The sequence below is a fragment of the Altericista sp. CCNU0014 genome (genome assembly GCF_044923475.1).
Lineage (GTDB): Bacteria > Cyanobacteriota > Cyanobacteriia > Thermosynechococcales > Thermosynechococcaceae > JAAURS01.
Genome location: NZ_CP137338.1, coordinates 1,119,129 through 1,140,289 on the forward strand (window position 1 = coordinate 1,119,129; position 21,161 = coordinate 1,140,289).

At 54.3% G+C, this 21,161-nt stretch carries 22 protein-coding genes; 9 read left to right on the forward strand and 13 right to left on the reverse strand.

Annotated elements, in window-relative coordinates; genetic code table 11:
* Nucleotides 1-189: 189 nt before the first annotated feature.
* On the forward strand, nt 190-1,230 hold the full coding sequence (locus R6H26_RS05620; RefSeq protein ID WP_404791224.1) for a fatty acid desaturase: 1,041 nt from the start codon (nt 190-192) through the stop codon (nt 1,228-1,230).
* On the opposite strand, the gene R6H26_RS05625 is transcribed toward R6H26_RS05620, so the two are convergent.
* Complete coding sequence (locus R6H26_RS05625; protein ID WP_404789071.1) at nt 1,218-1,415, reverse strand: ParA family protein; 198 nt, start codon at nt 1,413-1,415, stop codon at nt 1,218-1,220. The two genes, R6H26_RS05620 and R6H26_RS05625, sit on opposite strands and share 13 nt — an antisense overlap.
* 52 nt (nt 1,416-1,467) lie before the next feature.
* Between R6H26_RS05625 and R6H26_RS05630 the strand changes: the two genes are divergently transcribed.
* Complete coding sequence (locus tag R6H26_RS05630; RefSeq protein WP_404789073.1) at nt 1,468-2,373, forward strand: Rpn family recombination-promoting nuclease/putative transposase; 906 nt, start codon at nt 1,468-1,470, stop codon at nt 2,371-2,373.
* Nucleotides 2,374-2,529: 156 nt separating this feature from the next.
* On the opposite strand, the gene R6H26_RS05635 is transcribed toward R6H26_RS05630, so the two are convergent.
* The 9 genes from R6H26_RS05635 to R6H26_RS05675 form a co-directional block, all read right to left on the reverse strand.
* Nucleotides 2,530-3,594, reverse strand: a complete 1,065-nt coding sequence (locus R6H26_RS05635; protein ID WP_404789075.1) for a 3-deoxy-7-phosphoheptulonate synthase — start codon at nt 3,592-3,594, stop codon at nt 2,530-2,532.
* A gap of 217 nt (nt 3,595-3,811) precedes the next feature.
* Nucleotides 3,812-5,581 (reverse strand): SpoIID/LytB domain-containing protein, encoded by a 1,770-nt coding sequence (locus R6H26_RS05640; RefSeq protein ID WP_404789077.1) that lies wholly within the window; start codon nt 5,579-5,581, stop codon nt 3,812-3,814.
* 57 nt (nt 5,582-5,638) lie between these two features.
* Nucleotides 5,639-6,091 carry an NUDIX hydrolase gene (locus R6H26_RS05645; protein ID WP_404789078.1) on the reverse strand — a complete coding sequence of 151 codons (453 nt, stop codon included), beginning with the start codon at nt 6,089-6,091 and terminating at the stop codon, nt 5,639-5,641.
* Nucleotides 6,092-6,105: 14 nt separating this feature from the next.
* Nucleotides 6,106-7,275 (reverse strand): LPS export ABC transporter periplasmic protein LptC, encoded by a 1,170-nt coding sequence (gene lptC / locus R6H26_RS05650; RefSeq protein WP_404789080.1) that lies wholly within the window; start codon nt 7,273-7,275, stop codon nt 6,106-6,108.
* Nucleotides 7,268-7,900, reverse strand: a complete 633-nt coding sequence (locus R6H26_RS05655) for an NYN domain-containing protein (RefSeq protein WP_404789082.1) — start codon at nt 7,898-7,900, stop codon at nt 7,268-7,270. The genes lptC and R6H26_RS05655 overlap by 8 nt, the downstream gene beginning before the upstream one ends.
* 288 nt (nt 7,901-8,188) lie before the next feature.
* Nucleotides 8,189-9,802 (reverse strand): methionine--tRNA ligase, encoded by a 1,614-nt coding sequence (gene metG, locus R6H26_RS05660; RefSeq protein ID WP_404789083.1) that lies wholly within the window; start codon nt 9,800-9,802, stop codon nt 8,189-8,191.
* 121 nt (nt 9,803-9,923) lie between these two features.
* A complete protein-coding gene (locus tag R6H26_RS05665; protein WP_404789085.1) occupies nt 9,924-10,268 on the reverse strand; it encodes an ATP-binding protein in 345 nt (114 codons plus the stop codon).
* Nucleotides 10,269-10,405: 137 nt separating this feature from the next.
* Complete coding sequence (locus tag R6H26_RS05670) at nt 10,406-10,573, reverse strand: hypothetical protein (protein WP_404789087.1); 168 nt, start codon at nt 10,571-10,573, stop codon at nt 10,406-10,408.
* A 57-nt stretch (nt 10,574-10,630) separates the two neighbouring features.
* Nucleotides 10,631-11,929 carry an MlaD family protein gene (locus R6H26_RS05675; RefSeq protein WP_404789089.1) on the reverse strand — a complete coding sequence of 433 codons (1,299 nt, stop codon included), beginning with the start codon at nt 11,927-11,929 and terminating at the stop codon, nt 10,631-10,633.
* A 196-nt stretch (nt 11,930-12,125) separates the two neighbouring features.
* On the opposite strand from R6H26_RS05675, the gene R6H26_RS05680 reads away from it, so the two are divergent.
* From R6H26_RS05680 to R6H26_RS05705, 6 genes are all read left to right on the forward strand, one after another.
* Complete coding sequence (locus R6H26_RS05680; RefSeq protein WP_404789091.1) at nt 12,126-13,316, forward strand: hypothetical protein; 1,191 nt, start codon at nt 12,126-12,128, stop codon at nt 13,314-13,316.
* 157 nt (nt 13,317-13,473) lie between these two features.
* Complete coding sequence (locus R6H26_RS05685) at nt 13,474-14,262, forward strand: DUF2993 domain-containing protein (protein ID WP_404789093.1); 789 nt, start codon at nt 13,474-13,476, stop codon at nt 14,260-14,262.
* A gap of 122 nt (nt 14,263-14,384) precedes the next feature.
* Nucleotides 14,385-14,876 (forward strand): photosystem II protein PsbQ, encoded by a 492-nt coding sequence (psbQ, locus tag R6H26_RS05690; RefSeq protein ID WP_404789095.1) that lies wholly within the window; start codon nt 14,385-14,387, stop codon nt 14,874-14,876.
* A 129-nt stretch (nt 14,877-15,005) separates the two neighbouring features.
* Entirely contained in the window at nt 15,006-16,121 is a 1,116-nt protein-coding gene (locus R6H26_RS05695) for an NAD(P)/FAD-dependent oxidoreductase (protein WP_404789097.1), read from the forward strand.
* 70 nt (nt 16,122-16,191) lie between these two features.
* Nucleotides 16,192-17,748 (forward strand): 4-alpha-glucanotransferase, encoded by a 1,557-nt coding sequence (gene malQ / locus R6H26_RS05700; protein ID WP_404789099.1) that lies wholly within the window; start codon nt 16,192-16,194, stop codon nt 17,746-17,748.
* A gap of 20 nt (nt 17,749-17,768) precedes the next feature.
* Nucleotides 17,769-18,824, forward strand: a complete 1,056-nt coding sequence (locus tag R6H26_RS05705; protein WP_404789101.1) for a zinc-binding dehydrogenase — start codon at nt 17,769-17,771, stop codon at nt 18,822-18,824.
* On the opposite strand, the gene R6H26_RS05710 is transcribed toward R6H26_RS05705, so the two are convergent.
* From R6H26_RS05710 to R6H26_RS05720, 3 genes are read right to left on the reverse strand one after another with little or no spacing between them, the layout of a single operon-like run.
* The gene (locus R6H26_RS05710; RefSeq protein ID WP_404789103.1) at nt 18,816-18,998 is read right to left on the reverse strand and encodes a hypothetical protein; all 183 of its coding nucleotides are present in this window, start codon (nt 18,996-18,998) and stop codon (nt 18,816-18,818) included. The genes R6H26_RS05705 and R6H26_RS05710 overlap by 9 nt on opposite strands.
* Before the next feature lie 19 nt (nt 18,999-19,017).
* The gene (locus R6H26_RS05715; RefSeq protein WP_404789105.1) at nt 19,018-19,191 is read right to left on the reverse strand and encodes a hypothetical protein; all 174 of its coding nucleotides are present in this window, start codon (nt 19,189-19,191) and stop codon (nt 19,018-19,020) included.
* A gap of 33 nt (nt 19,192-19,224) precedes the next feature.
* A complete protein-coding gene (locus R6H26_RS05720) occupies nt 19,225-19,734 on the reverse strand; it encodes a GNAT family N-acetyltransferase (RefSeq protein WP_404789107.1) in 510 nt (169 codons plus the stop codon).
* A gap of 179 nt (nt 19,735-19,913) precedes the next feature.
* Between R6H26_RS05720 and cbiE the strand changes: the two genes are divergently transcribed.
* The gene (gene cbiE, locus R6H26_RS05725; RefSeq protein ID WP_404789109.1) at nt 19,914-21,131 is read left to right on the forward strand and encodes a precorrin-6y C5,15-methyltransferase (decarboxylating) subunit CbiE; all 1,218 of its coding nucleotides are present in this window, start codon (nt 19,914-19,916) and stop codon (nt 21,129-21,131) included.
* The last annotated feature ends 30 nt before the right edge of the window (nt 21,132-21,161 follow it).

The following is a 21,161-nucleotide window of genomic DNA, read 5'->3' on the forward strand; positions in this document are numbered from 1 at the left end:
TACCTCTGGCATGGCCGCGTCTCTGGTGCAAATTTTTTGACGCACCCAACACTAGCCCCGTTCTTTGCTGCAATAGTGCATTGCCGCCTGCCGTCAAAATTGTCTCTCAGGAGAGAGTTTAAGGCAGTGTTTGCTGCCTGTAACTGGCAAAGCGTCTTTCATCTGCTGCTCTTTTTATTACTCCAACCCATGACAGCGACTGTAATTTCTTCTCTGCGTCCTGCTGAACAGGACAGTACGCTTCAGCTTCGCAATATTATTCAATCGCTTCCCAAAGCCTGTTTTGAACAAGATCCGATCCAAGCGTGGAAAGGCGTAGCAATCAGCGTCTTGTTTGTGGCCCTGGGCTACGGATCTATTATTTTTTCGCCTTGGTTTTTACTCCCCCTGGCCTGGGTTTTGACTGGAACGGCCTTGACGGGTTTCTTTGTCATCGCCCACGATTGCGGACACCGTTCTTTTTCAAAAAAGCGTTGGGTTAATGACTGGGTTGGACATATTTTTTTGCTGCCCTTGATTTATCCGTTTCATAGCTGGCGGATTTTGCACAATTTTCACCACACCCATACCAATAAGCTAGATGTCGATAACGCTTGGCAACCCAGCCGAGCCGAAGAGTACGTGCAGTTTTCTCCTGGCATCCAGGCCGGATACCGCGCGCTTCGCGGCTATTTCTGGTGGGCCGGTTCCATCGCTCACTGGGCCAAGTATCACCTCGACTGGCGCTCGTTCGAAGGTAAGGAACGGGAGCAGGTGAGGGTTTCGGTGTTGGCGATCGCCGCATTTGCCGCCATCGTTTTCCCTACCCTGATCGCGACCGCAGGCATCTGGGGCTTCGTCAAATTCTGGCTTTTACCCTGGCTGGTCTATCACTTCTGGATGAGCACCTTTACCCTGGTTCACCATACGTCTACTGAAATTCCGTTCCATCCCGAATCGGAGTGGAATGCTGCCGAATCCCAGCTCAACGGGACCGTCCATTGCGACTATCCCCAATGGGTTGAAGTGCTGTGCCACGACATCAACGTTCACGTTCCGCACCACATTTCAACGGCAATTCCGTCCTATCGCTTGCGGATGGCCCACGCCAGCATCAAGGAAAATTGGAGCGAATACGTACGGGAATGTCGTTTCGACTGGCCGACGATGAAGAGCATCGTCCAGGAATGCCATCTCTACCATCCTGAAGAAAACTATCAGTCTTTCCGTACCTTTCATCAAAACCGATAGGTTCGTGCGGGCGATCGCTCGCAACAGTTGAGGGCAATCCATTCGTAGGGGCGCGAGACATCGCGCCCCTGCAATGTTTTTGCCTCAATCCAGAAACCTATAAAGGTAGTGAGGCTGGCTTGCGGACCCGTATCGATGAGTAAGACACGATGATTCCGCTGAGCCAAGTGATAGCCCAGGTTCATCGTCAGGCTGTTTTGCCAACGCCACCAGATTGGTTGAATTATGCGATCGTCTGTGACACAGTCTTACGAAGCGGTTCGACAAGCTATAGTGTACGGTGGTTCTCGCGGATCGTTTTCATCAATTCAGGGTCAGTGGAGTGCTGTGAGACGAGACGCCATTTTCTATCAAATCTTCAAACGCTTTCCCAGTCTGCTGTTTACGTTGCTGGAGCATCCACCAGAGCAGGTGCAAGGATATCGCTTTGAGTCGGTTGAGGTCAAAGAGCCGACTTTTCGGATTGATGGGGTGTTTTTACCACCAGAGGATGCCTCACCGAGGGTGGTCTATTTTTCCGAATTTCAGTTTCAGCCCGATGAGCTGCTGTATCATCGCTTTTTCTCGGAGTCTTTGCTGTATCTGCGTCGCAACCCAACCCTTTACGATGATTGGCATGGGGTGGTGATTTTTCCATCTCGCAGCATGGAACCAGCCAATACGACGATCCATCGTTCCCTTTTGGATGGCCCCCAGGTACAGCGGTTTTATCTGGATGAACTGGGGGATCCAAGTCAACAGCCTATTGGCGTGAGTTTGATGCAGTTGACCATCGCATCGGAAGCGCAAACGGTTGAACAGGCTAAACAGTTGATGGAGCGGGTTGCTCGGGAAGATACAGGTTTTCTTGCAAGAAACGAGATAATTGATGTAATCACTACGGTCGCGATCTACAAGTTTGCTGAGTTAAGTCGTGAAGAGGTGGAAGCCATGTTGGGGATAACGTTACAGGAAACCCGGATTTATCGGGATGCTAAAGAGGAAGGTCGGGAAGAAGGCCGAGAGCAGCGGGAAGCCGAAATGCTGGCGGTCACTGTTCCAGTGTTGCTCAAAACTGGGATGACAGATGAGCAAATTGCCCAACAACTGAAGGTTGAGGTTGAAGCGGTTCGTCGAGCTGCCCGAGAACATGAGATCGGGTAGGGACGGAATCTTCGTGCAAAGCGATCGCCCTAACTACAAAACAAGGAGGTCGCGGCTAATGCAATCCCTCAAAACCGTCACCTGCGATCGCCCCTGCCCCCATTGTGGCAAACTCGACTACTGGTGGGTGCTACCGTCTCGGGAACTCACCGTAGATTAGCAAGACACCATGGCAGACGATCGGACCGACTGAGCTAGCTTTCGCAACATCATTGCAGTGGTGTCAAAATCGACGCAGGCATCCGTAATGCTCTGACCGTAAACGAGCTGAGACAGATCCTCGTGGAGGGGTTGATTGCCCGCCACGATATGACTCTCAATCATGACGCCCAATAGATGGCTGGAGCCCGCTAAAAGCTGTTGGGCTAGGTCTTCTAGAACGACAATTTGACGGTTGTGATCTTTGAGGGCATTGGCATGGCTGCAATCGACCATCACGCGATGGTTGAGGTTGAGTCGGATCAGTTCCTTGGCAGAGCCTTCGACATGGGGTGCATCGAAGTTGGGACCCGATTTGCCGCCGCGCAAGACCAGATGCGTGTCTGGGTTGCCCGTGGTAGCCACGATGCTCGCTAGCCCGTGGAGGTTAATCCCCAGAAAATGATGGGGTTGGCTGGCGGCAAGCATGGCGTTGATAGCGGCTTGCAAACTGCCATCCGTATTGTTTTTGAACCCGATCGGCATGGATAAGCCAGAGGCCATTTCCCGGTGGGTTTGGCTTTCCGTGGTACGCGCCCCGATCGCCGTCCAGGCAATCACATCCGCAATGTACTGGGGTGTAATGGGATCGAGGAGCTCTGTAGCAGCGGGCAGGCCGAGGTGGGCTAAATCGAGCAGTAATTTCCGGGCCAGGCGCATGCCCGTATTGATGTCGTAACTGCCGTCTAGGTAAGGGTCGTTGATCAGCCCTTTCCAGCCGATATTGGTCCGGGGCTTTTCAAAATACACCCGCATCACAATTTCAAGATCGTCCGCTAATTCTTGGCGCAACTGAGCCAGGCGCTGCCCGTAATCGTAAGCGGCATCGACATCGTGCACCGAACAAGGCCCGACGATGACCAGCAGTCGCCGATCTTCGTTACGCATGATGTTGCGGATGCGATCGCGAGTTTCGGCAACCAAGGTGGAAGCGGCGTCTGTAATCGGCAGATCGTGGTGGAGCAGTGCGGGGCTAATCAAGGGCGTAGTTTTTATGACGCGACAGTCATAGGTTTTTTGCATGGCGGATATCGAGGAAATAAAGAGCGAAGTCAGACGCCAAGCAATGGCATCCCGCACGTCCTTTATTGTGCGGTGTTTTGGCTGCAAGCGTCAGCCTTGACTGCTGTTTGTAACGATCGTGAAACAGATATGCCTCTATCTTAGATGCTTAGATGGCCCCGTCGCTTTGCAGCAGATAGGGCTGCATCGTCGCGTTCTTCGAAGTGCTTTGAGATTGTTAGGCCGTCAGGGATTGAAACCATTCCAGAATAGAACCCAATCCGAGCTTGGGAAACTTCCACCCGAAAATTTGAAAGCCCTCTTCCCCTTCCGTCTTAGCCTGCTGGATTGAAGGCGAAGGTGATAAGGCCGTATCTTTCCAGAACGCCATCGTCGATGAAAGCGGCTGAAGGGAGGTATTGGGATAGTAAAAACTCAAAATTTTAGCGGCCGACCATCCCTGTTTGCTTAACGCATAGGATCCTGCTTGACTGAGACCTACGGCGTGCCCCAGACCGCCCCCCACGAAGGTGAAACCTCCTAGCACCTTAGGGTTTTTTGCATCGGCAACGGGTTCTACGTAAAACAGAAGGCTGTTAGGGGCTTCGAAGGCCCTCAGAATTTCATCCTTGGCCAGATCGATCGCGCCTAGGTCGGTTGTGACGCGCAGGCGCTGAACCCGACCGGAGCGGGAGCGTTCGACGACCTGAAGGTTCTGAATGGTACTGAATGCCGTCAGGGGATGTTGCTGTTTTTTAAGAAACTCCCGCAGGTTTTGATTGACTTGTTTGAGGGGAGCCGCGACTTTCCAGCGCAGGTAGTCCCATCCGTCTTCGTTGAAGCCTTTCTGAAGTCCGATGAAGGCGCGAAACGTTTTTTCTTCCGATAGATTGCGGGTATTGAGATCCCAAATGCGGTTGGGGTAGGCATCGATTTTGGCCTTGAGATAGGGTCTTGGCGTGCCTTCCCACACGTCTTCAAAGGCTGCAGTGACGCCCCCTGTGGTCGAAGAATAAAGCGCGTCGATCAGCTCGTTTCCGTAGGTCAAGACTTGACCGGTCGTCGTGGCAATGGCTCGATCCGAAACTGGGGTAGCACCGCTCAGCCCTTCGTAGACCTGGCATTGGGTTGTGGCACAAAGCTCGTATCCATCTACCTTAAAGCGGCGCAGGTTCCGCAGCGCGTAGGTTCTTGCCAAAATGGTTTGAGCTTGAACGGCGGTTTCGGGTGCTTGAGAGCCAATTTCGTGAGGAACGACGCCGCGAAGATAGGTTTCGACGGGCACTTGATTGACCAGGGTGTAAGACCCGTAGGCATTGGGCTGAAAGCGCAGGCGACCCCCAAAACTCTGGTTCCCAACCTGGATGACGTTTTGGGCTGCTGTAATTTCCAGCTCGCGGCGATTGTAGCGATACCCGTTTATTTCCCAGCTGAGGGTGGGGCGCGCGGTTAAGGTTTTGCGATCGATATAGCTAGTGGTAAGGCCTTTGCTTTTGAGGTCTTCCTGTAAGAGCAGGCGGCTCACGGTGGAGTCGTAGCGATCGCGCTTAGCCCAAACCTGCCAGTTTTCTGGCTGGGCAATTTCGACCTCGTATCCTTTGGCCCGCCACTGTTTGGCACTGGTTTCGGCGCTCTCATAACTGCGGTGAGTGCTGATGACCAATCGCTCGTCTTCCCGTGGGGCGCTTAAGGGCTCTTGGGCAATGTCGACCTGAAGTTTCTCTACGACAGCGGTGACGGGTTTGCCGCTCGTCCAAAACTTTAAGGTGAGGCGATCGCCCGGTTGCGCCTGAAGCACGAGCCGATCCTTCGGCTGCTGACCGAAGCGCTGTTCGATCCCCACCTTAATCTCGGGGTTGAGCGGAGCCGCTAAACCGGGCATTGCGATGATGCCAGTAGAAACGAGCGCTCCAGCGGCGACGCATTCCATCGCGCGATTCTGGAACCTAAAAAAGTACCCTAGCGTCATACCTTGAGGAAATAACGTTTGCCGATCGACGAACGCCATACGCGCGCTACTCCACATCTAAACCACAGGTCGCATTCAGATTTTACAATATGATTTTTATGGCTCGATTGCCACGGCGTTAGCTTGATGTTGCAAGAACTCCAGTAAAAGCCTTTGATGGGGAGCGCCAATGGGACAGGCGCGCTGAGCGATCGCCGAGTGCGCCCAGCCTGCCTGGATTTGCTCTGCCGTCAGCAATCCCAAATCCCAGCCCTCTCGCAAATCCAATGCCTCGATCGGGACGGCCAATTCCCCGTAAAAGACGTGTCGCACAACCGAGACCTCGCGATCTTCGCAAAATAAAGTTAAGGCTGGAGGAGTGTAGCAAATTTCTTCGGCCAGCTCTCGCCAGATTGCCTCCTGTGGGGTTTCGCCTGCGTCTAGATGACCGCCAAACATGCCCCAGTGGCCGGGATGCACGATATGAGGGACCGGATCGCGGAGCTGCATGAGGAACCGGTCGCATTGGGTGAGGATGGCGATCGCGACGTGCTTTACCGATTCGGCCATGGAAGGTCTGTTCCTTAGGGAATAATTTCCGTCACCACATCCCCACCGCTAATCCGAAGGGTTTGTTCTTCAATTCTGCCAACGGCCCTGGGCCCGCGCAGCGAAAATGCTGGGGATTCCTGCACGTAATTCACGCTTCCCACCGCCTCAATGCGCTCCGTTTCGGTATTCCAAAGCAACCGATCGCTCGTCAGGCGGGCGCGATCTTTGAGACCTGTAACCTCCACTTTGCCTTGGAGATCGATCGAACTGCGCGCCTGGTCCATAGACCCGCTGTTGGCAATAACCGTAATCTGACGGCGCGGATCCTGCAATTGCAGTAGCTCGCGGGTCGAAATTCGTTCCGCTGACGTGTCCCATGTCAGCGCGCGGCTGGTCAGCGTCAAATCGCCTATCGTCAGCCGCACGGGACTGTCGAGGACCACCACCCCGCGCTTGAGATCTGCCCGCGCTGTTCCCGCCAGAGCGACCGCTTTTTCGCGGGTAGAGTTGAGCTGCTCGATCTGAACCGTCGGCTGCTGCTCGCGCCCTGAAACGTTACCCGCCTGAAACTGCTGCCCCTCGACATTCCAGACGGCCCGATCCGCCTTCAGCCGCACGCGTCGAGCATCCTCGCGATCGTCGGGCGTGCGGGTTTCAAGCACCACATTGCCATCGGCCTGGATCGTGGTCCCCCGCTTTGACGCCCTTAATTCATTGGCCCAAAGCCGAAGTTGGGGATGTACGACCCTCAGTCCGCCGCGGACGATCAGCAAACCCGCCTGAGGATTCCACTGCGCTTCATTTCCGCGAAACACCACCCCATGCCGACGGTCTGTAACCTGAATGTTGCCTTGAAGGCTGACCTGTCGGTTGGTCTGACGAACCGTACCGCGCCCCGCTGCAATGTCGAAAACAGGTTGCCCCGCCTCGTAAAGCTGGCCCTTGATCGACTGGGCTGCAGCCACCTGCTGTCCTTCCCCAGAGGTCACGCCCTTCGCCTGAAACTTCCACAGCAGTTTTCCCTTCGCATCTGTTTGGGTCAGTGCCACATCGGAAAAAGACACTCCCCCCTCGACCGGTTTTATCGCGGCCCTAGGAGACTGAGGTGCTTGCCAAGAACAGGCACCCAACTGAAGGCAGAGAAGACCGAGAATGCCTTGAGAACGAAATTGTACCCAACCGCCGCGCTGCCCGTTAATCATTAAATACAGGTAATTCTGGCCGATCGTGATTTTCCGCGCCCGCGCTTACCCCCGTCAAAGGTCGATAGGTATAGGCCGATCGCGGTGCTTTTTGAATATCTTCTTTGATGGTATCCAAGTCAATATAGCGATCCGCTACATTAATCAGACTGTCGCTGGTCATCGAGCGCAAGCTCACCACCTCAACCCGAATCCCGCGATAGCTCACGGCATCTACGGCATAGGCTAAATCTCCATCGCCGCTGACCAAAATCGCTGTATCGTAGCAGCCCACCAGCGCCATCATGTCCACCGCAATCTCAACATCTAGATTGGCTTTCTTCGAACCATCTGGAAGCTGAACCAGTTCCTTCGTAATCACTCTGTAGCCATTGCGGCGCATCCATAGCAAAAAACCCTGCTGTTTCTCATTGGTCGGATCGACGCCGGTGTAGAAAAAAGATCTCAGGAGCCGCGATCCGCCCGTCAGCCGACACAGAAGCTTGGTGTAGTCAATTTCCACGCCCAACTGAAGCGCAGCGTAAAATAAATTTGAGCCGTCAATAAAAATAGCGATGCGTCCGCGATTCTCTAAAACCTGCTCCGGCGTAAAAATGCCATCTTGCCCCGATATATTTTGAACCATTTAAATTAAACCTTGTTTGAAAAATTCAGTCGATATTAAATGTGCGAGTCATTTTAAAGGATTGAGAAAGCAAATCTTCGAGTGTAAAAATGACTTAAGTCGAAATATAAATTCAGGTTAGTCCTCCCGGAAGGGAAACGAGCAGAGGCTAAACCTTAGAAAAAGTACCTTAAGCTTAAGTAAGTAAATATACTCTATTTGTCTCAGGTTTACGGCTATAAGTCAATGAAAAGACAATAATTCACAAATGTGCATTATAAATTCGTAGATTGAGCTTGTTTGAGGAATTTATGGCTCTGAGTCCGGATCTGGGGCGATTAGCTTTTGAAAAATAGGTTCGGGTTGGCCGAAGGTTTGGCCCGGCGGAAGAACGCCCCAGCGATCGTGCCCTCGAACTGAAAAAAATGTCTGAGGGGTTTCTAACGCGTCTAGGTCGTCGAAGTTAACGCAGTAACCGAGCTGCTGGTAAATCTTAGTGCTCAACCTCGGTACGATCGGTGCCAATAAGTAGGCTGATAGGCGCACGCTTTCCAAGACAGCGTAAAGAATTTGATGTACCGTCTCAAAGTCTCCTGTCTTGTGCCGACTCCAGGGAGCTTGTTCGTCGATAAACTTGTTGCCCGCTCTCACTAAGGCCAAGGCAGCCTCGCAGGCAACACCGAAATTTAGGGCATCGTAGGCTTCCAATGCCCGTTCTCCAGCAGTCTGAGCGAGTTGAACGATCGACCAATCTTGGGGGAGTGCCTGAGGGTCGAGGTGGGGGACTTTCCCCTCGCAATATTTCACCGCCATCTTTAAGGTTCGGTTCAGCAAATTTCCGAGATCGTTGGCTAAATCTGCATTGAGAATATCGATGAATCGAGTTTCGTTAAAGTCTCCATCTCGTCCAAAGGTAATCTCCTTAAGGAAGTAATAGCGAACGGCATCGGCTCCGTAGCGATCGAGGAGGTCGAACGGATCTAGGGTATTGCCCAAGCTTTTCCCCATTTTTTGCCCATCTTTGGTCAGGAAGCCGTGGCCGTAAATGGCGTTTGGCAGGGGCAGCTCCGCAGACATCAACATTGCAGGCCAGTAAATGCCGTGGAATCGGAGGATATCCTTGCCAATGAGATGAAGATCGATCGGCCACCAGTTTTCGAGCGCGTTTTCGAGGGTCGGTTCGGCTTCGGGTTCTAATAGAGCTGTAACGTAGCCCAACAATGCGTCAAACCAAACGTAAAGCGTATGTTTCGGATCTTCGGGCACCGGGATGCCCCAGTTTAGATTCACGCGAGAAATGGAAAAGTCTTGAAGCCCCCGATCGACGAAGCTTAGAATTTCGTTGCGGCGAATATCGGGCTGGAGGAAATGGGGGTTAGCGGCGTAATGGTCTTGTAAAGCCTGCTGATATCGAGACAGCCGAAAAAAGTAGTTTTGTTCGTCTCGCCACTCTACGGCCCGGTGGGTATGGATGGGACAGCGTTGTTCGGGCAGTAAGTCTCGCTCTTCTTTAAATTCTTCGCAGTCAACGCAGTACCATCCTTGCTGCTGGCCCAAATATATGTCCCCTTTAGTCCACACCCGCTGGAAAAATTCCTTGACGATCGCCGCATGTCGTTTGCTCGTCGTGCGGCTGAAGCGATCGTATTGAATGTTGAGGCGTTTCCACAGATCTTGAAAACCTGCTGCAATTTCGTCGCAATGGGCTTGCGGCTCGCGATGGAGTTGCTCTGCCGCGCGCTGGATTTTCTGGCCGTGCTCGTCCGTTCCGGTAATGAAAAGTACGTCGCAGCCGCGCAGGCGATAAAAGCGGGCCAGAGCATCTGCCGCCATGGTGGTATAGGCGCTGCCGATGTGAGGCAGCCCATTGACGTAATAAAGCGGTGTTGTAATTGAAAACTTTGCTCGGTCCGGAATTGGCATACGTTTAGAAGGAATGAAGCGTTGGACTTTCCATCCTTCCAATGATACAAGGCAGCGCTATTTTATGCGGGGTGGGGTTCGAGCGAGTCGCGGTGACGGGGGGTAGGGGCGATCGCCCGTCCTACCTGAGATATTTAGACAAACTCAATTCCGTGCCGGTCTTGTCCCAACGCACTTGGTCGAAAATCTCAAACAGTATGAAAAGGCCGCGCCCGCACTCGCACCCATGCTCGGGCAAATGGTCGTGGGGGGGCTGGTAGCAAGGTGAAGGTGGCGGCACGAATCCGAGCCCTTGATCGGTAATCACCCACTCGTGCCTGTCCTGAAAGCGGGCATAGCGCACGGAAACCGACTTGCCGGGGTTGAGTAGATTGCCGTGCTTTGCAGCATTGACCAGCGCTTCTTGAAGGCCGAGGCGCAATTCGGCGTGGAGGACATCTGGAACCTCTTGCAGCAGAAGATCCAAAATCGGGCATAGGTAAAGCGTAGATGGAAAACTTAGGTTAAGCCACCGTGGTTTAATTGGGCGCAGCAGAAAAGCAACCAATTGCAATACCCAGAAGCATCAACAACTCAACAGGGCAAAAGTACCCCATACCTTAACTATAACCAAGGGCAATGACCTCTGGCAAGAGATAGATATAATGCTCCGACTGGAGCGGGAATCATCTCGCCGCGCAGGTCTAGGAGCTGTACCAGCACCAGATACAAAACGCCTAGCAAGAGCGAAAAAATACCCGTAATGATGGCAATAACTTTAGATCGATCCATATTGATGCCCGTTTTTTATCAAAATAAAGATGGAGGAAAAGGTCCTGATGTTTCCCCTTATTCTGCTGTCGCTCCTAGAAGGGCGTCAGCGGAGAACAGGTTAGAAGAAAATGTTTGCGAAGCGGTCAGCCGTCCGAAATACTGGGGTGCGGGATCTTGAGGTGTAAAACTTTGAGGTGTAAAACCTTGAAGCGCGGACAGGCTAGAAACCGAAAACGTATTTTCCTCCTGGTGCAGCGTTGCGACTTGCCGATCGAGGCTTTGGGTCGAGGACAGCAGATTGCTGAGTCCGTTAATGAGCCTGATGATATTTTGTCGGAGTTTGGGATCTCCGGTGACTTGTTCTAAGTCCGTCGTAATTTTCTGAGTGTTTTGGAAGGTGACTCTGGCCGAGTCTAGGGTCTGAGCGAGGCCCAGCAGCGTTACGGGATTGTTGAGCGTCGTGCTGAGCGTTTTGAGGTTTGCTGAAGCTTTCGCTCCGTTTTCAGCCAAGGTTTCTAAATTGTCTAGCAGCTTGCCGTTTTCAACGCGGCTCAAGATGGGGCTCAACCCTTTAACCGCAACTTTCAGATCTTTGCTGGCATCTTGGAGGTTGCCGAGGGTGCCGATCAGGGTCGTGCGGTTATCGCGAACCAGGCCGGTTAAACTATCCGCCGCTTTCGTGACGGAACCGGCAGTGGGGCCAATTTTTTGGAGTTGCTGCCTCGCATCTCGACTCAAGCCCGTAAATCCAGTGGCCACCAGGGACACGTCCTTGAGGGTTTTGTTGGCGTTGCGAGAGAGTAGATTGACGCTGAGTGCCGTGGTGTTTAGAGTTTTGAGCGCGGTGTTGGCATTATCGATTACTTTACTGTCGCTCAATAGGTTGGTGAGCTTGGTCGTGGAACGAATCAGCTCGTCAAAATTGGCTCCGGTGGTGCTGCTAAGGCGATCGCCATCGCACAAGATCAAAGATTTTTCGCACTTGGGCTTGAAGGGCGACAGGTCGGGGTAAGTGGCCGTTTTGTCAAACTTCGCGTTTGGTTGAATGCTGAGTTCGACCTGCCCGATAAAGCCAGATTGCGTCACGCTGACGTCGCTATTGCGGGGAATGACGAAAGAAGCCGGGGCAATATCGATTCGAGCGGTCACGCCATAGACGCTAGGGGTTAACGACCGGACCCGACCGACCTTAACGCCGCGATACTTAACAGGGCTACCCTTATCGAGCCCGATCGCGTCGGACATCTCCACCTCAAGGGAGTACTGTCCGCCAAGGTGAGCGCCCCGGAGCCAGGCGACGATCCCAATTGCGATCCCCAGTCCTAAGAGCAGTAAAAGCCCTACCGATCCTTCTCGAACGACACGCGACTGCATGTTTCCTCCGTAGTTTGTAGTTTTGTTGCCGAGCGATTTATCGCTTCAATCGTGCAAAGCATTACAGCTTCTAAGGCCGAACCCCCTGATGCGCTTTGAGGGTGCCAAGTCCACCTCCATCATAAACGTTGGCTTTGATGATAAATTGAGGCTGTGAACTCCCCCCAATGGCTGTTATAGAGGAAAAGGAGCAGGTATGTCTGAGGATTCGACAACTCCCCATGAGTCTGATTCTCATGCGTCCGATCGCCCCGAAGAGGCCGAAGCAGCAGGAGAATCTACGGCTGAGGTGGCTGCTTCAACCCCACTGACCTCGGAAACTCTAGCCTCGGAATCTACGCCTGCTCGGGCTACTGCACCTGAAGCATCGGCAAAGCGACCTCGCGAATCAATTCCGGTGGCAGTTGAGGTCTCTGGAACGCAGCAGACGTTCAATAAGGTGCTAAAGCTGGCAAAGGATGCTTGGGTTAAAGTCCAGCCAGTGCTGAAGGAAAAAAGCATTCAGGCGCTACTGGTCGCAAATCGCTGGACCGAACATTTCTTGGATGAGACTTGGCCGAAGCTCTCGAGCCTGGCGATCGCCAAAGTTCCCAGCTCCACAAAGATGAAGGTCCAAGAGCAGAAGGTTAAGCTTCAGCCCACCCTAGATAAGCTGAAACCCCTTTGGGAGAAGGTGGCCGTTCCTTTTTGGCAAAAATTAGTGGTGCCCACCTGGAATAAGGGACTAGCCTTCTTGCGCCAACGCCTGCCCGAGAATCTCCAGGCATTGACCGATCGCTTTTTGACCGTCGCAATTGTGACAGCGGCGATCGCGATTTACTGGTTCTTTTCATCGCTGACCTCTGGGAAGCCTGCGGCGGCCAAACAACCTCCAGTTCCCACCAAACCCGTTCTGACGCGGCCCGCGCCCCAACCTGTCGCTCAACGCCCCACTATTAAACCCACTATTAAACCCACCATTAGACCTACCAGCGCTCCCTCTGCAATCGAACCCGCTCCAGTCGCGCCCAGCCCTCGGCCCGTCGCTCCAGCGGCGCAGCCGATCGTCACGGAAGCCCCAAGGATCGCGCCCGTCCCAACCCTCGATTTAGCGGAGATCCAAACCCAGCTCGAGAGTGCGGTAACGGGTATGGGAGAGGGTTTGATTGCTTCCATTAAAACGGCTGATGCCGATCGAACCTTGAAGGTGTCCTTAGGGACGGCTTGGGATGGCCTCAGCCGCACTGACCGAGAGAAGGTGGCTCAAAAGCTGTGGGAGCGATCGCAAAAGACCCCGTTCAAAAGGTTTGAGCTGCTGGACGACGCCAATACCCTTGTTGCCCGCAGCCCCGTAGTGGGATCGAATGTCATCTTCCTGCAACCGCCAACCTCAGCCAGCGCTACTTAGGCTCGCGTCCGTTCCACCAAGTCCGCTGCTCCCCTACAGAGACTCGAACTTCCCAGCACTCGACGCGTAGGTATTTTTACTGAACTCTTGACCTTTTGTTGTCGCGTTGCTTAATATTCTGTTACAAAGAGGGGGAGGCGCGACCGAGGAAAGCTTCATGTTCAGTGGATTTGCCAACGCTCAGGGTTCAATGCAGACTGATTTTGGCGAGCAGATGCTCAACACAGTGGCGAGTCAATCGATTCGTCGCATGTTTAGCCAGAGCGATTCGGTAGAGGTAACCATCCGCTGTTTCCCTTCCAGTAAGCTCCTTCAAGGCAGTGTGGATAATGTCAAGATGCAGGGCCGCGGCTTGGTCATCAAGCGTCAGTTTCAGGTAGAGGAGATGTCCTTTGAAACCGACGCGATTTCCATTGACTTCGGCTCGGTGCTGGGCGGAAAAATCAAGCTCAAGCAGCCCACCCAGGCGATCGCTCAGATCGTGCTTTCAGAGGAGGGTATCAATAAGGCTTTTAATGCAGAACTGGTCAAAAAGCGCCTCGATGAGGTGTGGTTGTCAGAAGAAACGGGGATCGACGAGCCCGTCTCTTTTGAGGATATTTCGATCGCGCTCTTACCCGGAAACCAAGTTGAAATTCAGGCCAAGGTTGACGTGCCGGGGCAAGACCTACAGATTCCAATTGCGCTGCGGGCTGTCTTGTCTGTAGAGCGGCGGCGACGCCTGCTGTTTGCCGAAGCGACATTTTTGGCGGATCGAATCCCCGAAGCCGTTCGAGATCTGTCCGCGCAAATGACATCCGACTTTGTAGCGCTTTTGAACGATATGGTCGACCTCGATCGATTCGATCTAGATGGCGTTGCCCTGCGCATCAATCGAGTTGAAACCCAGCAGCAACGGCTCTTGTTTAGCGGCTACGCCCAAATCGATCGTTTTCCAGGTGCGTAATGGCAGGCGGCTAATCCTTAACAATTCAAGAAAATCTGTGCCGAGACCGCAATGAGACGAACAACTCGTCCTAGAATGGCGAAAGAAATCTTTTTAGCCATATCGTTCCGTTTCACGTCATTATGTTTAGATTTCGCGCGCTACTGTCTTGCTTGTTAGCTATGGTTGCCTTTGTTTTAGTGAGTTGCGGCGGTCCCAGTAGGGTCGAAGTTCCTCCCACCTACACAGAGGCACAGATCCAGAAAATTCAGCAGTATCTCCCTGAAATTCAAAGCGCTTACGGGCGTTTGGATGCTTTAGGCGATGCCATCCAAGACCGAAATTGGCAGGAGGTTCGGAGTACGATCCGAGGGCCTTTTGGGTCGATGATTCAAGACTTGAAGTACGTTACGTCCAATCTGCTGCCAGCCGACCAAAAGGTCGCTCGGGAAATTTCACGCGATATTTTCCAAGACTTTATCGAGATCGACCAGGCTGCGATCGCAACGAATACCGATGCAGCTTTGCGGAATTTCGATAAGGCTGCTAAGGACATCGATGCTTTCTTAGGCAATTTGCCCGAGGTTGCGGCGACTGTCACGGAAGACCCGGATGCGGGCGGAGAGGATGCTTAAAATGCTGGCGGCTAAAGCCGCAGAAGCATAGACGCTCCAAACGCAGAGGAGCAATGGCGGATTCCGAACTCTTTTGAAGGTCGGAATCCGCTTTTTGTCGGTGGGACGATACGTTAGGGAGCGACTGCAGTGAACGTTGGCATCATTGGCGGGGGCGTGGTGGGAGCGGCGATCGCCTATCGCCTCAGCAAAATGCCTGGCGTGGCAATCCACGTCTGCGAACGGAACCCTCCCCAGCGTCTGGAGTCCACGGGTGCGGCCCTTGGGGTGCTCGCGGCGGTCATCAGTTCCAAGTTAAAGGGGAAACATTTAAAGCTCCGACTGGAGAGTTTGCGGCTTTACGAAGCTTTGATTCCAGAACTGATGGAACGGACGGGACTCGATATTCCCTACAATCGCCACGGCATTTTGCAACTGTTCTTTGACGCGGAAGATTTTGAGCGGTGGAGCAAAACCAAGGCGGTGAGGCAACAGCAGGGATTTACGCTGGAATGCTGGCCGCGAGAGACGCTGGTCGAGCGCTTTCCCGAACTCGCCGCAGCGCGATCGCGCGATACCGGGGCGATCGCCGTCGGAGCGGTCTATTCCCCCCAGGATCGACAGCTCGACCCCACGGCCTTGACCCGATCGCTGATCCGGGGGGCAATCCAGAATGGGGCGCAGTTTCATTTCAATACGGTCGCGACTGACTTCTGCGTTGAAGCCGTGCAAACGCGGCAACGGGTCGCGCGCCTTTGTACCTCCCAGGATGCTATCCCTGTGGACTGGGTGGTGATTGCAGCGGGCCTAGGTTCAGCCGCCTTAACCCAATCTCTAGCGCAGCCGATCCAGATTCGCCCCGTTTTAGGACAGGCGCTGCATTTGCACTGCCCTCAAGTCCTGCGCCCGGATAGTCCCGTCATCGACGGGCGCGATGTACATCTCGTCCCTTTGAGTCGAGACGAACTTTGGGTGGGGGCAACGGTCGAGTTCCCGGATGAAAAGGCTGTTCTCGAACCGAATCCTGCCGATCTAGAGCGGGTGCGCCAGCAGGCGATCGCCCTCTACCCAGCCCTAGCCGATGCCGAAATTCTCCGCACCTGGCATGGATTGCGCCCGCGCCCCGACGAGCGGGCGGCTCCGGTCATCGAGCAGCTCCCTGGCTATCAAAACGTCCTGATTGCGACTGGCCATTACCGCAACGGCGTTTTGCTGGCTCCAGTGACCGCAGAAAAGATTCGAGCGTACCTTGAGGCAGCAATGTAAACTTCTATAAGGTGCTAGGGCTGTCTTAGCCGTCGTCATACTGTCAATCTTTTTAAGGAATTATTGGGCTATGCCGTTTCCAAGAACCAGCGGGATTCTGCTTCACCCGACCAGTTTCCCTGGCCCTTACGGGATCGGCGATTTGGGAGGGCCAGCGCGACAGTTTATCGATTTTTTGGTGGAAAGCGGCCAGCGACTGTGGCAAATTTTGCCTCTAGGACCCACGGACTTCGGCAACTCGCCCTACATGAGCTTTTCCTCGGCAGCAGGGAATCCGCTGCTCATCAGTCTCGATGTCCTCGTCAGTCAAGGCTTTTTGTCCGACGAAGACCTCCAGAATCCGCCAGCCTTCAATCCAGACTTTATTGATTTCGAGCAAGTCGAAACTTGGAAAATACCGTTACTGCGCAAGGCCAGCTTTCAGTTTAAAGACGCTGCCTCCCCTTCCCAGCAGCAAGCGTTTGCGGATTTTTGTGCGGCAAAAGCTCGCTGGCTGGAGGATTACGCGCTCTTTATGGCGCTGCACAAAACCCAGCCGGAGGGGCTGTGGAATGCTTGGCCGCTGCCCCTGCGCGATCGCCATCCCGACGCCCTCGCGCAAGCCCGTCAAGAACTTGCCGACGAAATTTACTGTCAGAAATTTTGGCAGTTTGAATTCTTTCGGCAATGGAGCGGCCTGAAGCAGTATGCAAACCAGCACCACATTCAGATTTTTGGAGACATCCCCATCTATGTCTCGCTCAACAGCTCGGATGTTTGGGCCAACCCAGACCTATTTCAGCTCGACGACGACAAACAGCCCATCTTTGTCGCTGGGGTCCCCCCCGACTACTTTGCCGAAACGGGTCAACGTTGGGGCAATCCGCTGTATGACTGGAAGCATCTCGAAGTAACAGACTTTGCTTGGTGGATCGACCGCTTTAAAGATTGCCTAGAACTGGTGGATTTGATTCGGATCGATCACTTTCGCGGATTTGACTCCTACTGGGCGGTTCCGGCAGAGGAAGAAACCGCCGTCAAGGGGGCTTGGCTCCTCGGCCCCGGCGAGAAGCTCTTCATGGCAGTGCGGGACGCCCTCGGCAGCCTTCCGATCGTTGCCGAAGATTTGGGGGACATCGACCAGGCCGTCCTAGACCTGCGGGACCAATTCGGTTTTCCGGGCATGAAGATCCTGCATTTTGCTTTTGGCAGCGATGGTGGCAACCCCTACTTGCCCTACAACACCACTCACAACAGCGTCATTTACACGGGTACCCACGACAATGACACTACAGTGGGCTGGTACGAAGCCGCCAACGACCACGAAAAGGATCGCTTCTATCGGTATCTCGGCGGCATCAGTCCCGACGGGGTAGCGTGGGATGCGATCCGGTTGGCGATGAGTTCTGTCGCCAATCAGGCCATTGTACCGCTCCAAGATGTGTGCAGTCTGGGGACGAACGCGCGGATGAATACCCCTGGTACCGTTGACAACAACTGGCGCTGGCGGTATCGAGCCGAGGCGCTGCGCTCGGAGTACAGCCATCGCCTGTACGAGATGGCTGAGATTTACGGTCGATACGTTCCGCTTCCCCCGGTCGAGCCTCAACCCGCTCCCCCGCAACCCAGCCCAGAAGCAGACTCTTAGCCCCCTTCCGAGTTGTTCCCGTGCTTGCCGCAGTTCTATACGGTCGAGAAGATCTCCGCCTAGAGCGGGTGGAAGATCCAACCCCCAATGTTGGAGAAGTCATCCTTGAGGTCGGCGCTGCTACCACCTGCGGCACCGACCTCAAAGTGTGGCGGCGGGGCGGACACGCGCGAATGCTCAAGCCGCCCACCCTATTCGGTCACGAAGCTGCCGGACGGATCGCGGCTCTCGGCGAAGGCGTGACGGGATGGGCGATCGGCGATCGCGCGGTTCCCAATAACTCGGCCCCCTGCATGCAGTGTTTCTTCTGCCAGCGTCAGGAATATTCCCTCTGTCCCGACCTAACCTTTAACAACGGCACCTTTGCCCAATATCTCAAAATTCCAGCTCCGATCGTCCGCCATAACCTCCTTCCCATTCCAGAGGGTGTCTCCGATGCCCTGGCGTCCCTCACCGAACCCCTCGCCTGCGTTTTGCATGGCGTGGCGCGGTCTGGATTTTTGCCAGAGCTCCAGCAGCGCTGGGGTAGCGCGCCCAAGGTTGCCGCGATCGGAGACGGAGCCATCGGCCTCATGTTTGTGGGGGTCTTGGCCCATCGAGGGGCAGAGGTTATTCTATTTGGCGGATCCGAATCGCGCTTGTCTATCGGCAGAAAGTTTGGCGCAGCCCATACCTTTAACCATCGCCAAGTGGAAAGCATCCCCGCGATCGTTCAAAGTCTGACCGCAGGCATGGGTGCTGATATTGTCGTAGAGGCGACTGGAGTACCCAGTGTTTGGGAAACGGCGATCGCCTGTGCCCGTCCCGGCGCGACGGTCAATCTGTTTGGCGGCTGCCCCCGCAACACGCGCATTTCCGTCGATACAGAACAGCTCCATTACAGCGAACTGACCTTGAAAGGCGTGTTTCACAATACGCCCTTCTACGTGCGTCAGGCATTAGACCTGATTGCGAGCCGCGTATTACCGTTGGAGTTAATGATTACTGACCGACAACCCCTACAGAATCTGGGACAGGTGTTTGAGGACATGAAGCAGCGAAAAACCATTAAGGCTGCGATAGCGCCCCTAGCGTAGGCTGGCGATTGCTAAATAAATGCCCAGACTAATGGCCAGAATCCAAAGACCGCTCACGATCCCGCCGGGAATCATCGTCAAAATGGCAAAGCCCCGCAGCCCCAGCATGACGACAGCAGCAGCCAAAGTTCCCCAAAATAATGAGGTGAGCCAAGGTGGCTTGAATGAAGACATTATTTGTAACCCGTAAACATTATGGATTTTGGGGACTGGATTCTGGCTCGGCTGCAGGCAAAAATTCCTGCGCCTTCTGTTCGAATTGGGCGATGCCGAAGTTCACTGCTACGGATAGTCCGTAGCTTAAAACCAAAGTCAGTGCTAAGCATCCGGCAATGCCAACTAAAATTTGCTGCGTAATGGATTTCATAGTAAAAGGTTGGGACGATAGGCAAGCAGATCGCTATTCAAGATCGTCGAACTCCAACCGATATTTTACCGTTCCGTTACAGCCTTCGAGCGCGTCACTTTCCAATTCCAGCACCATAAAGGCTTCCTCCGGGACTGAGTACTCGCATTTCAACCCCTTCTCCTTGGCTGGTGCAAATCCGAATCGCGAATAGTATTCTGGAGAACCGAGCACGACAATAGCTTTAACCCCAAACCGATCGCACTCCTTTAAGCTGTGCCGAATCAGCAACGACCCAATGCCTTGTCGCTGATACTCGGGTAGGACGGCTACGGGTGCGAGTCCGAGCACGAGTCGATCGCCCGGACAGTTACCGTCGATCGCCACTGGACTCAAGAAAACGTGCCCGACAATTTGCTCGGTGTGAAGAGCGACAAAGGAAAACGTAGCATCAGTCCCCCGCAATCGATCGACCAAGATTGCCTCGCTCGCTCTCCCAAATGCAGCAACATTGACTCTGCGAACGGCTTCTAAATCTTCTGGCTTCTCGTTTCGAATTTCCATAACCTAGGATTCGCGATTGCAGCAGCGATACTCGCAACCAAGATAACCTAAACTAAGCGGCCAATCCGATGGTGGGGGCAACGGTTGGAAAACGGTAGGAGAATGGGCGGCAAGAGGATGTCAAAATTTCCCCATAGTTTAAGTCTGCGATCGTTCAATCAGAGGTAAAGATAAAAACGTTGGATCGAGACAAATTGCCAAAATGGCTGTCCGTTATCGGGATTGGCGAAGACGGGCTGTCTGGCCTCAGTCCTGTCGCGCGATCGCTCCTCAATTGCGCCGATGTGTTGGTCGGGGGCGATCGCCATCTTGCGTTCGTGCCCCCAGACGGACGGGAACGACTGATTTGGACTTCGCCGATTCACGACTCCATCCGCGAAATTCTGAACCGCAAGGGCCAGCAAGTCTGCGTTTTGGCCAGCGGCGATCCGCTCTGTTTTGGCATCGGCGTCGCGTTGCTGCGAGAAATCCCCATCGCCGAAATGGCGATCGTTCCAGCCCCATCGGCCTTTAGCCTCGCTCGCGCTCGGTTGGGTTGGTCGGCAACGGAGGTCGAAACCCTGAGCTTGTGCGGTCGTCCGCCCGCTCTTTTAAATGCTTATCTGTACCCCAACGCCAAACTCCTCATTTTGAGCGAAGGCCGTCACACGCCTAAAAGGGTCGCCGAACTGTTAACCCAGCGCGGCTTTGGCCCTAGCGCCATGACCGTCCTGGAACGCTTGGGCGGCCCTCAAGAACGCCTGGTTTCGGGAACTGCCGCAGCTTGGACTCAGACAGATTTGGCAGATTTGAATGCGATCGCCGTCCATTGCGACCCCAACCCCAGCCTGCGCCCCCTGTCGCGCTTGCCGGGACTGCCCGACGATGCCTACCGCCACGACGGCCAACTCACCAAACGCGAAGTCCGCGCTGTCACCCTCTCGACCCTCGCGCCGCTGCCGGGGGAATTGCTCTGGGATGTGGGGGCAGGGTGCGGCTCCATCTCGATCGAATGGATGCGGAGCCATCCCCGCTGCCGGGCGATCGCCGTTGAAAAATCCAGAATCGCCTCGATCGCGGACAATGCCGTCAGCCTGGGCGCGCCGAATCTGCAAATCGTGGAGGGCACCGCACCTCATGCTTTGAAAGACCTCCCGCAGCCCGACGCGATTTTTATCGGTGGAGGCGCGACGGCGGAGGGCTTATTCGAAACCTGTTGGAGCGCCCTGAAACCCGGCGGGCGCTTGGTCGCCAATGCGGTTACCCTCGAAGGCGAACAAAAACTGTTCGAGTGGCATCGCCAGGTGGGCGGCACCTTTACGCGCATTGGCATCCAGCGGGCGGAACCCGTGGGGAAATTCCTGGGATGGCGATCGCTGGCCACCGTGACCCAATGGGCAGTGATAAAATCGGCGTAAAGCGATCGTGTAGTTTTATTAAGTACTTCT

What these genes read in the sequence shown, in the direction of transcription:
- R6H26_RS05620 (WP_404791224.1), top strand. Translation starts at nt 190, where the DNA reads ATGACAGCGACTGTAATTTCTTCTCTGCGTCCTGCTGAACAGGACAGT.
- R6H26_RS05625 (WP_404789071.1), bottom strand. Translation starts at nt 1,415, where the DNA reads ATGAACCTGGGCTATCACTTGGCTCAGCGGAATCATCGTGTCTTACTC.
- R6H26_RS05635 (WP_404789075.1), bottom strand. Translation starts at nt 3,594, where the DNA reads ATGCAAAAAACCTATGACTGTCGCGTCATAAAAACTACGCCCTTGATT.
- R6H26_RS05640 (WP_404789077.1), bottom strand. Translation starts at nt 5,581, where the DNA reads ATGGCGTTCGTCGATCGGCAAACGTTATTTCCTCAAGGTATGACGCTA.
- R6H26_RS05645 (WP_404789078.1), bottom strand. Translation starts at nt 6,091, where the DNA reads ATGGCCGAATCGGTAAAGCACGTCGCGATCGCCATCCTCACCCAATGC.
- lptC (WP_404789080.1), bottom strand. Translation starts at nt 7,275, where the DNA reads ATGATTAACGGGCAGCGCGGCGGTTGGGTACAATTTCGTTCTCAAGGC.
- R6H26_RS05655 (WP_404789082.1), bottom strand. Translation starts at nt 7,900, where the DNA reads ATGGTTCAAAATATATCGGGGCAAGATGGCATTTTTACGCCGGAGCAG.
- metG (WP_404789083.1), bottom strand. Translation starts at nt 9,802, where the DNA reads ATGCCAATTCCGGACCGAGCAAAGTTTTCAATTACAACACCGCTTTAT.
- R6H26_RS05670 (WP_404789087.1), bottom strand. Translation starts at nt 10,573, where the DNA reads ATGGATCGATCTAAAGTTATTGCCATCATTACGGGTATTTTTTCGCTC.
- R6H26_RS05675 (WP_404789089.1), bottom strand. Translation starts at nt 11,929, where the DNA reads ATGCAGTCGCGTGTCGTTCGAGAAGGATCGGTAGGGCTTTTACTGCTC.
- R6H26_RS05680 (WP_404789091.1), top strand. Translation starts at nt 12,126, where the DNA reads ATGTCTGAGGATTCGACAACTCCCCATGAGTCTGATTCTCATGCGTCC.
- R6H26_RS05685 (WP_404789093.1), top strand. Translation starts at nt 13,474, where the DNA reads ATGTTCAGTGGATTTGCCAACGCTCAGGGTTCAATGCAGACTGATTTT.
- psbQ (WP_404789095.1), top strand. Translation starts at nt 14,385, where the DNA reads ATGTTTAGATTTCGCGCGCTACTGTCTTGCTTGTTAGCTATGGTTGCC.
- malQ (WP_404789099.1), top strand. Translation starts at nt 16,192, where the DNA reads ATGCCGTTTCCAAGAACCAGCGGGATTCTGCTTCACCCGACCAGTTTC.
- R6H26_RS05710 (WP_404789103.1), bottom strand. Translation starts at nt 18,998, where the DNA reads ATGTCTTCATTCAAGCCACCTTGGCTCACCTCATTATTTTGGGGAACT.
- R6H26_RS05715 (WP_404789105.1), bottom strand. Translation starts at nt 19,191, where the DNA reads ATGAAATCCATTACGCAGCAAATTTTAGTTGGCATTGCCGGATGCTTA.
- R6H26_RS05720 (WP_404789107.1), bottom strand. Translation starts at nt 19,734, where the DNA reads ATGGAAATTCGAAACGAGAAGCCAGAAGATTTAGAAGCCGTTCGCAGA.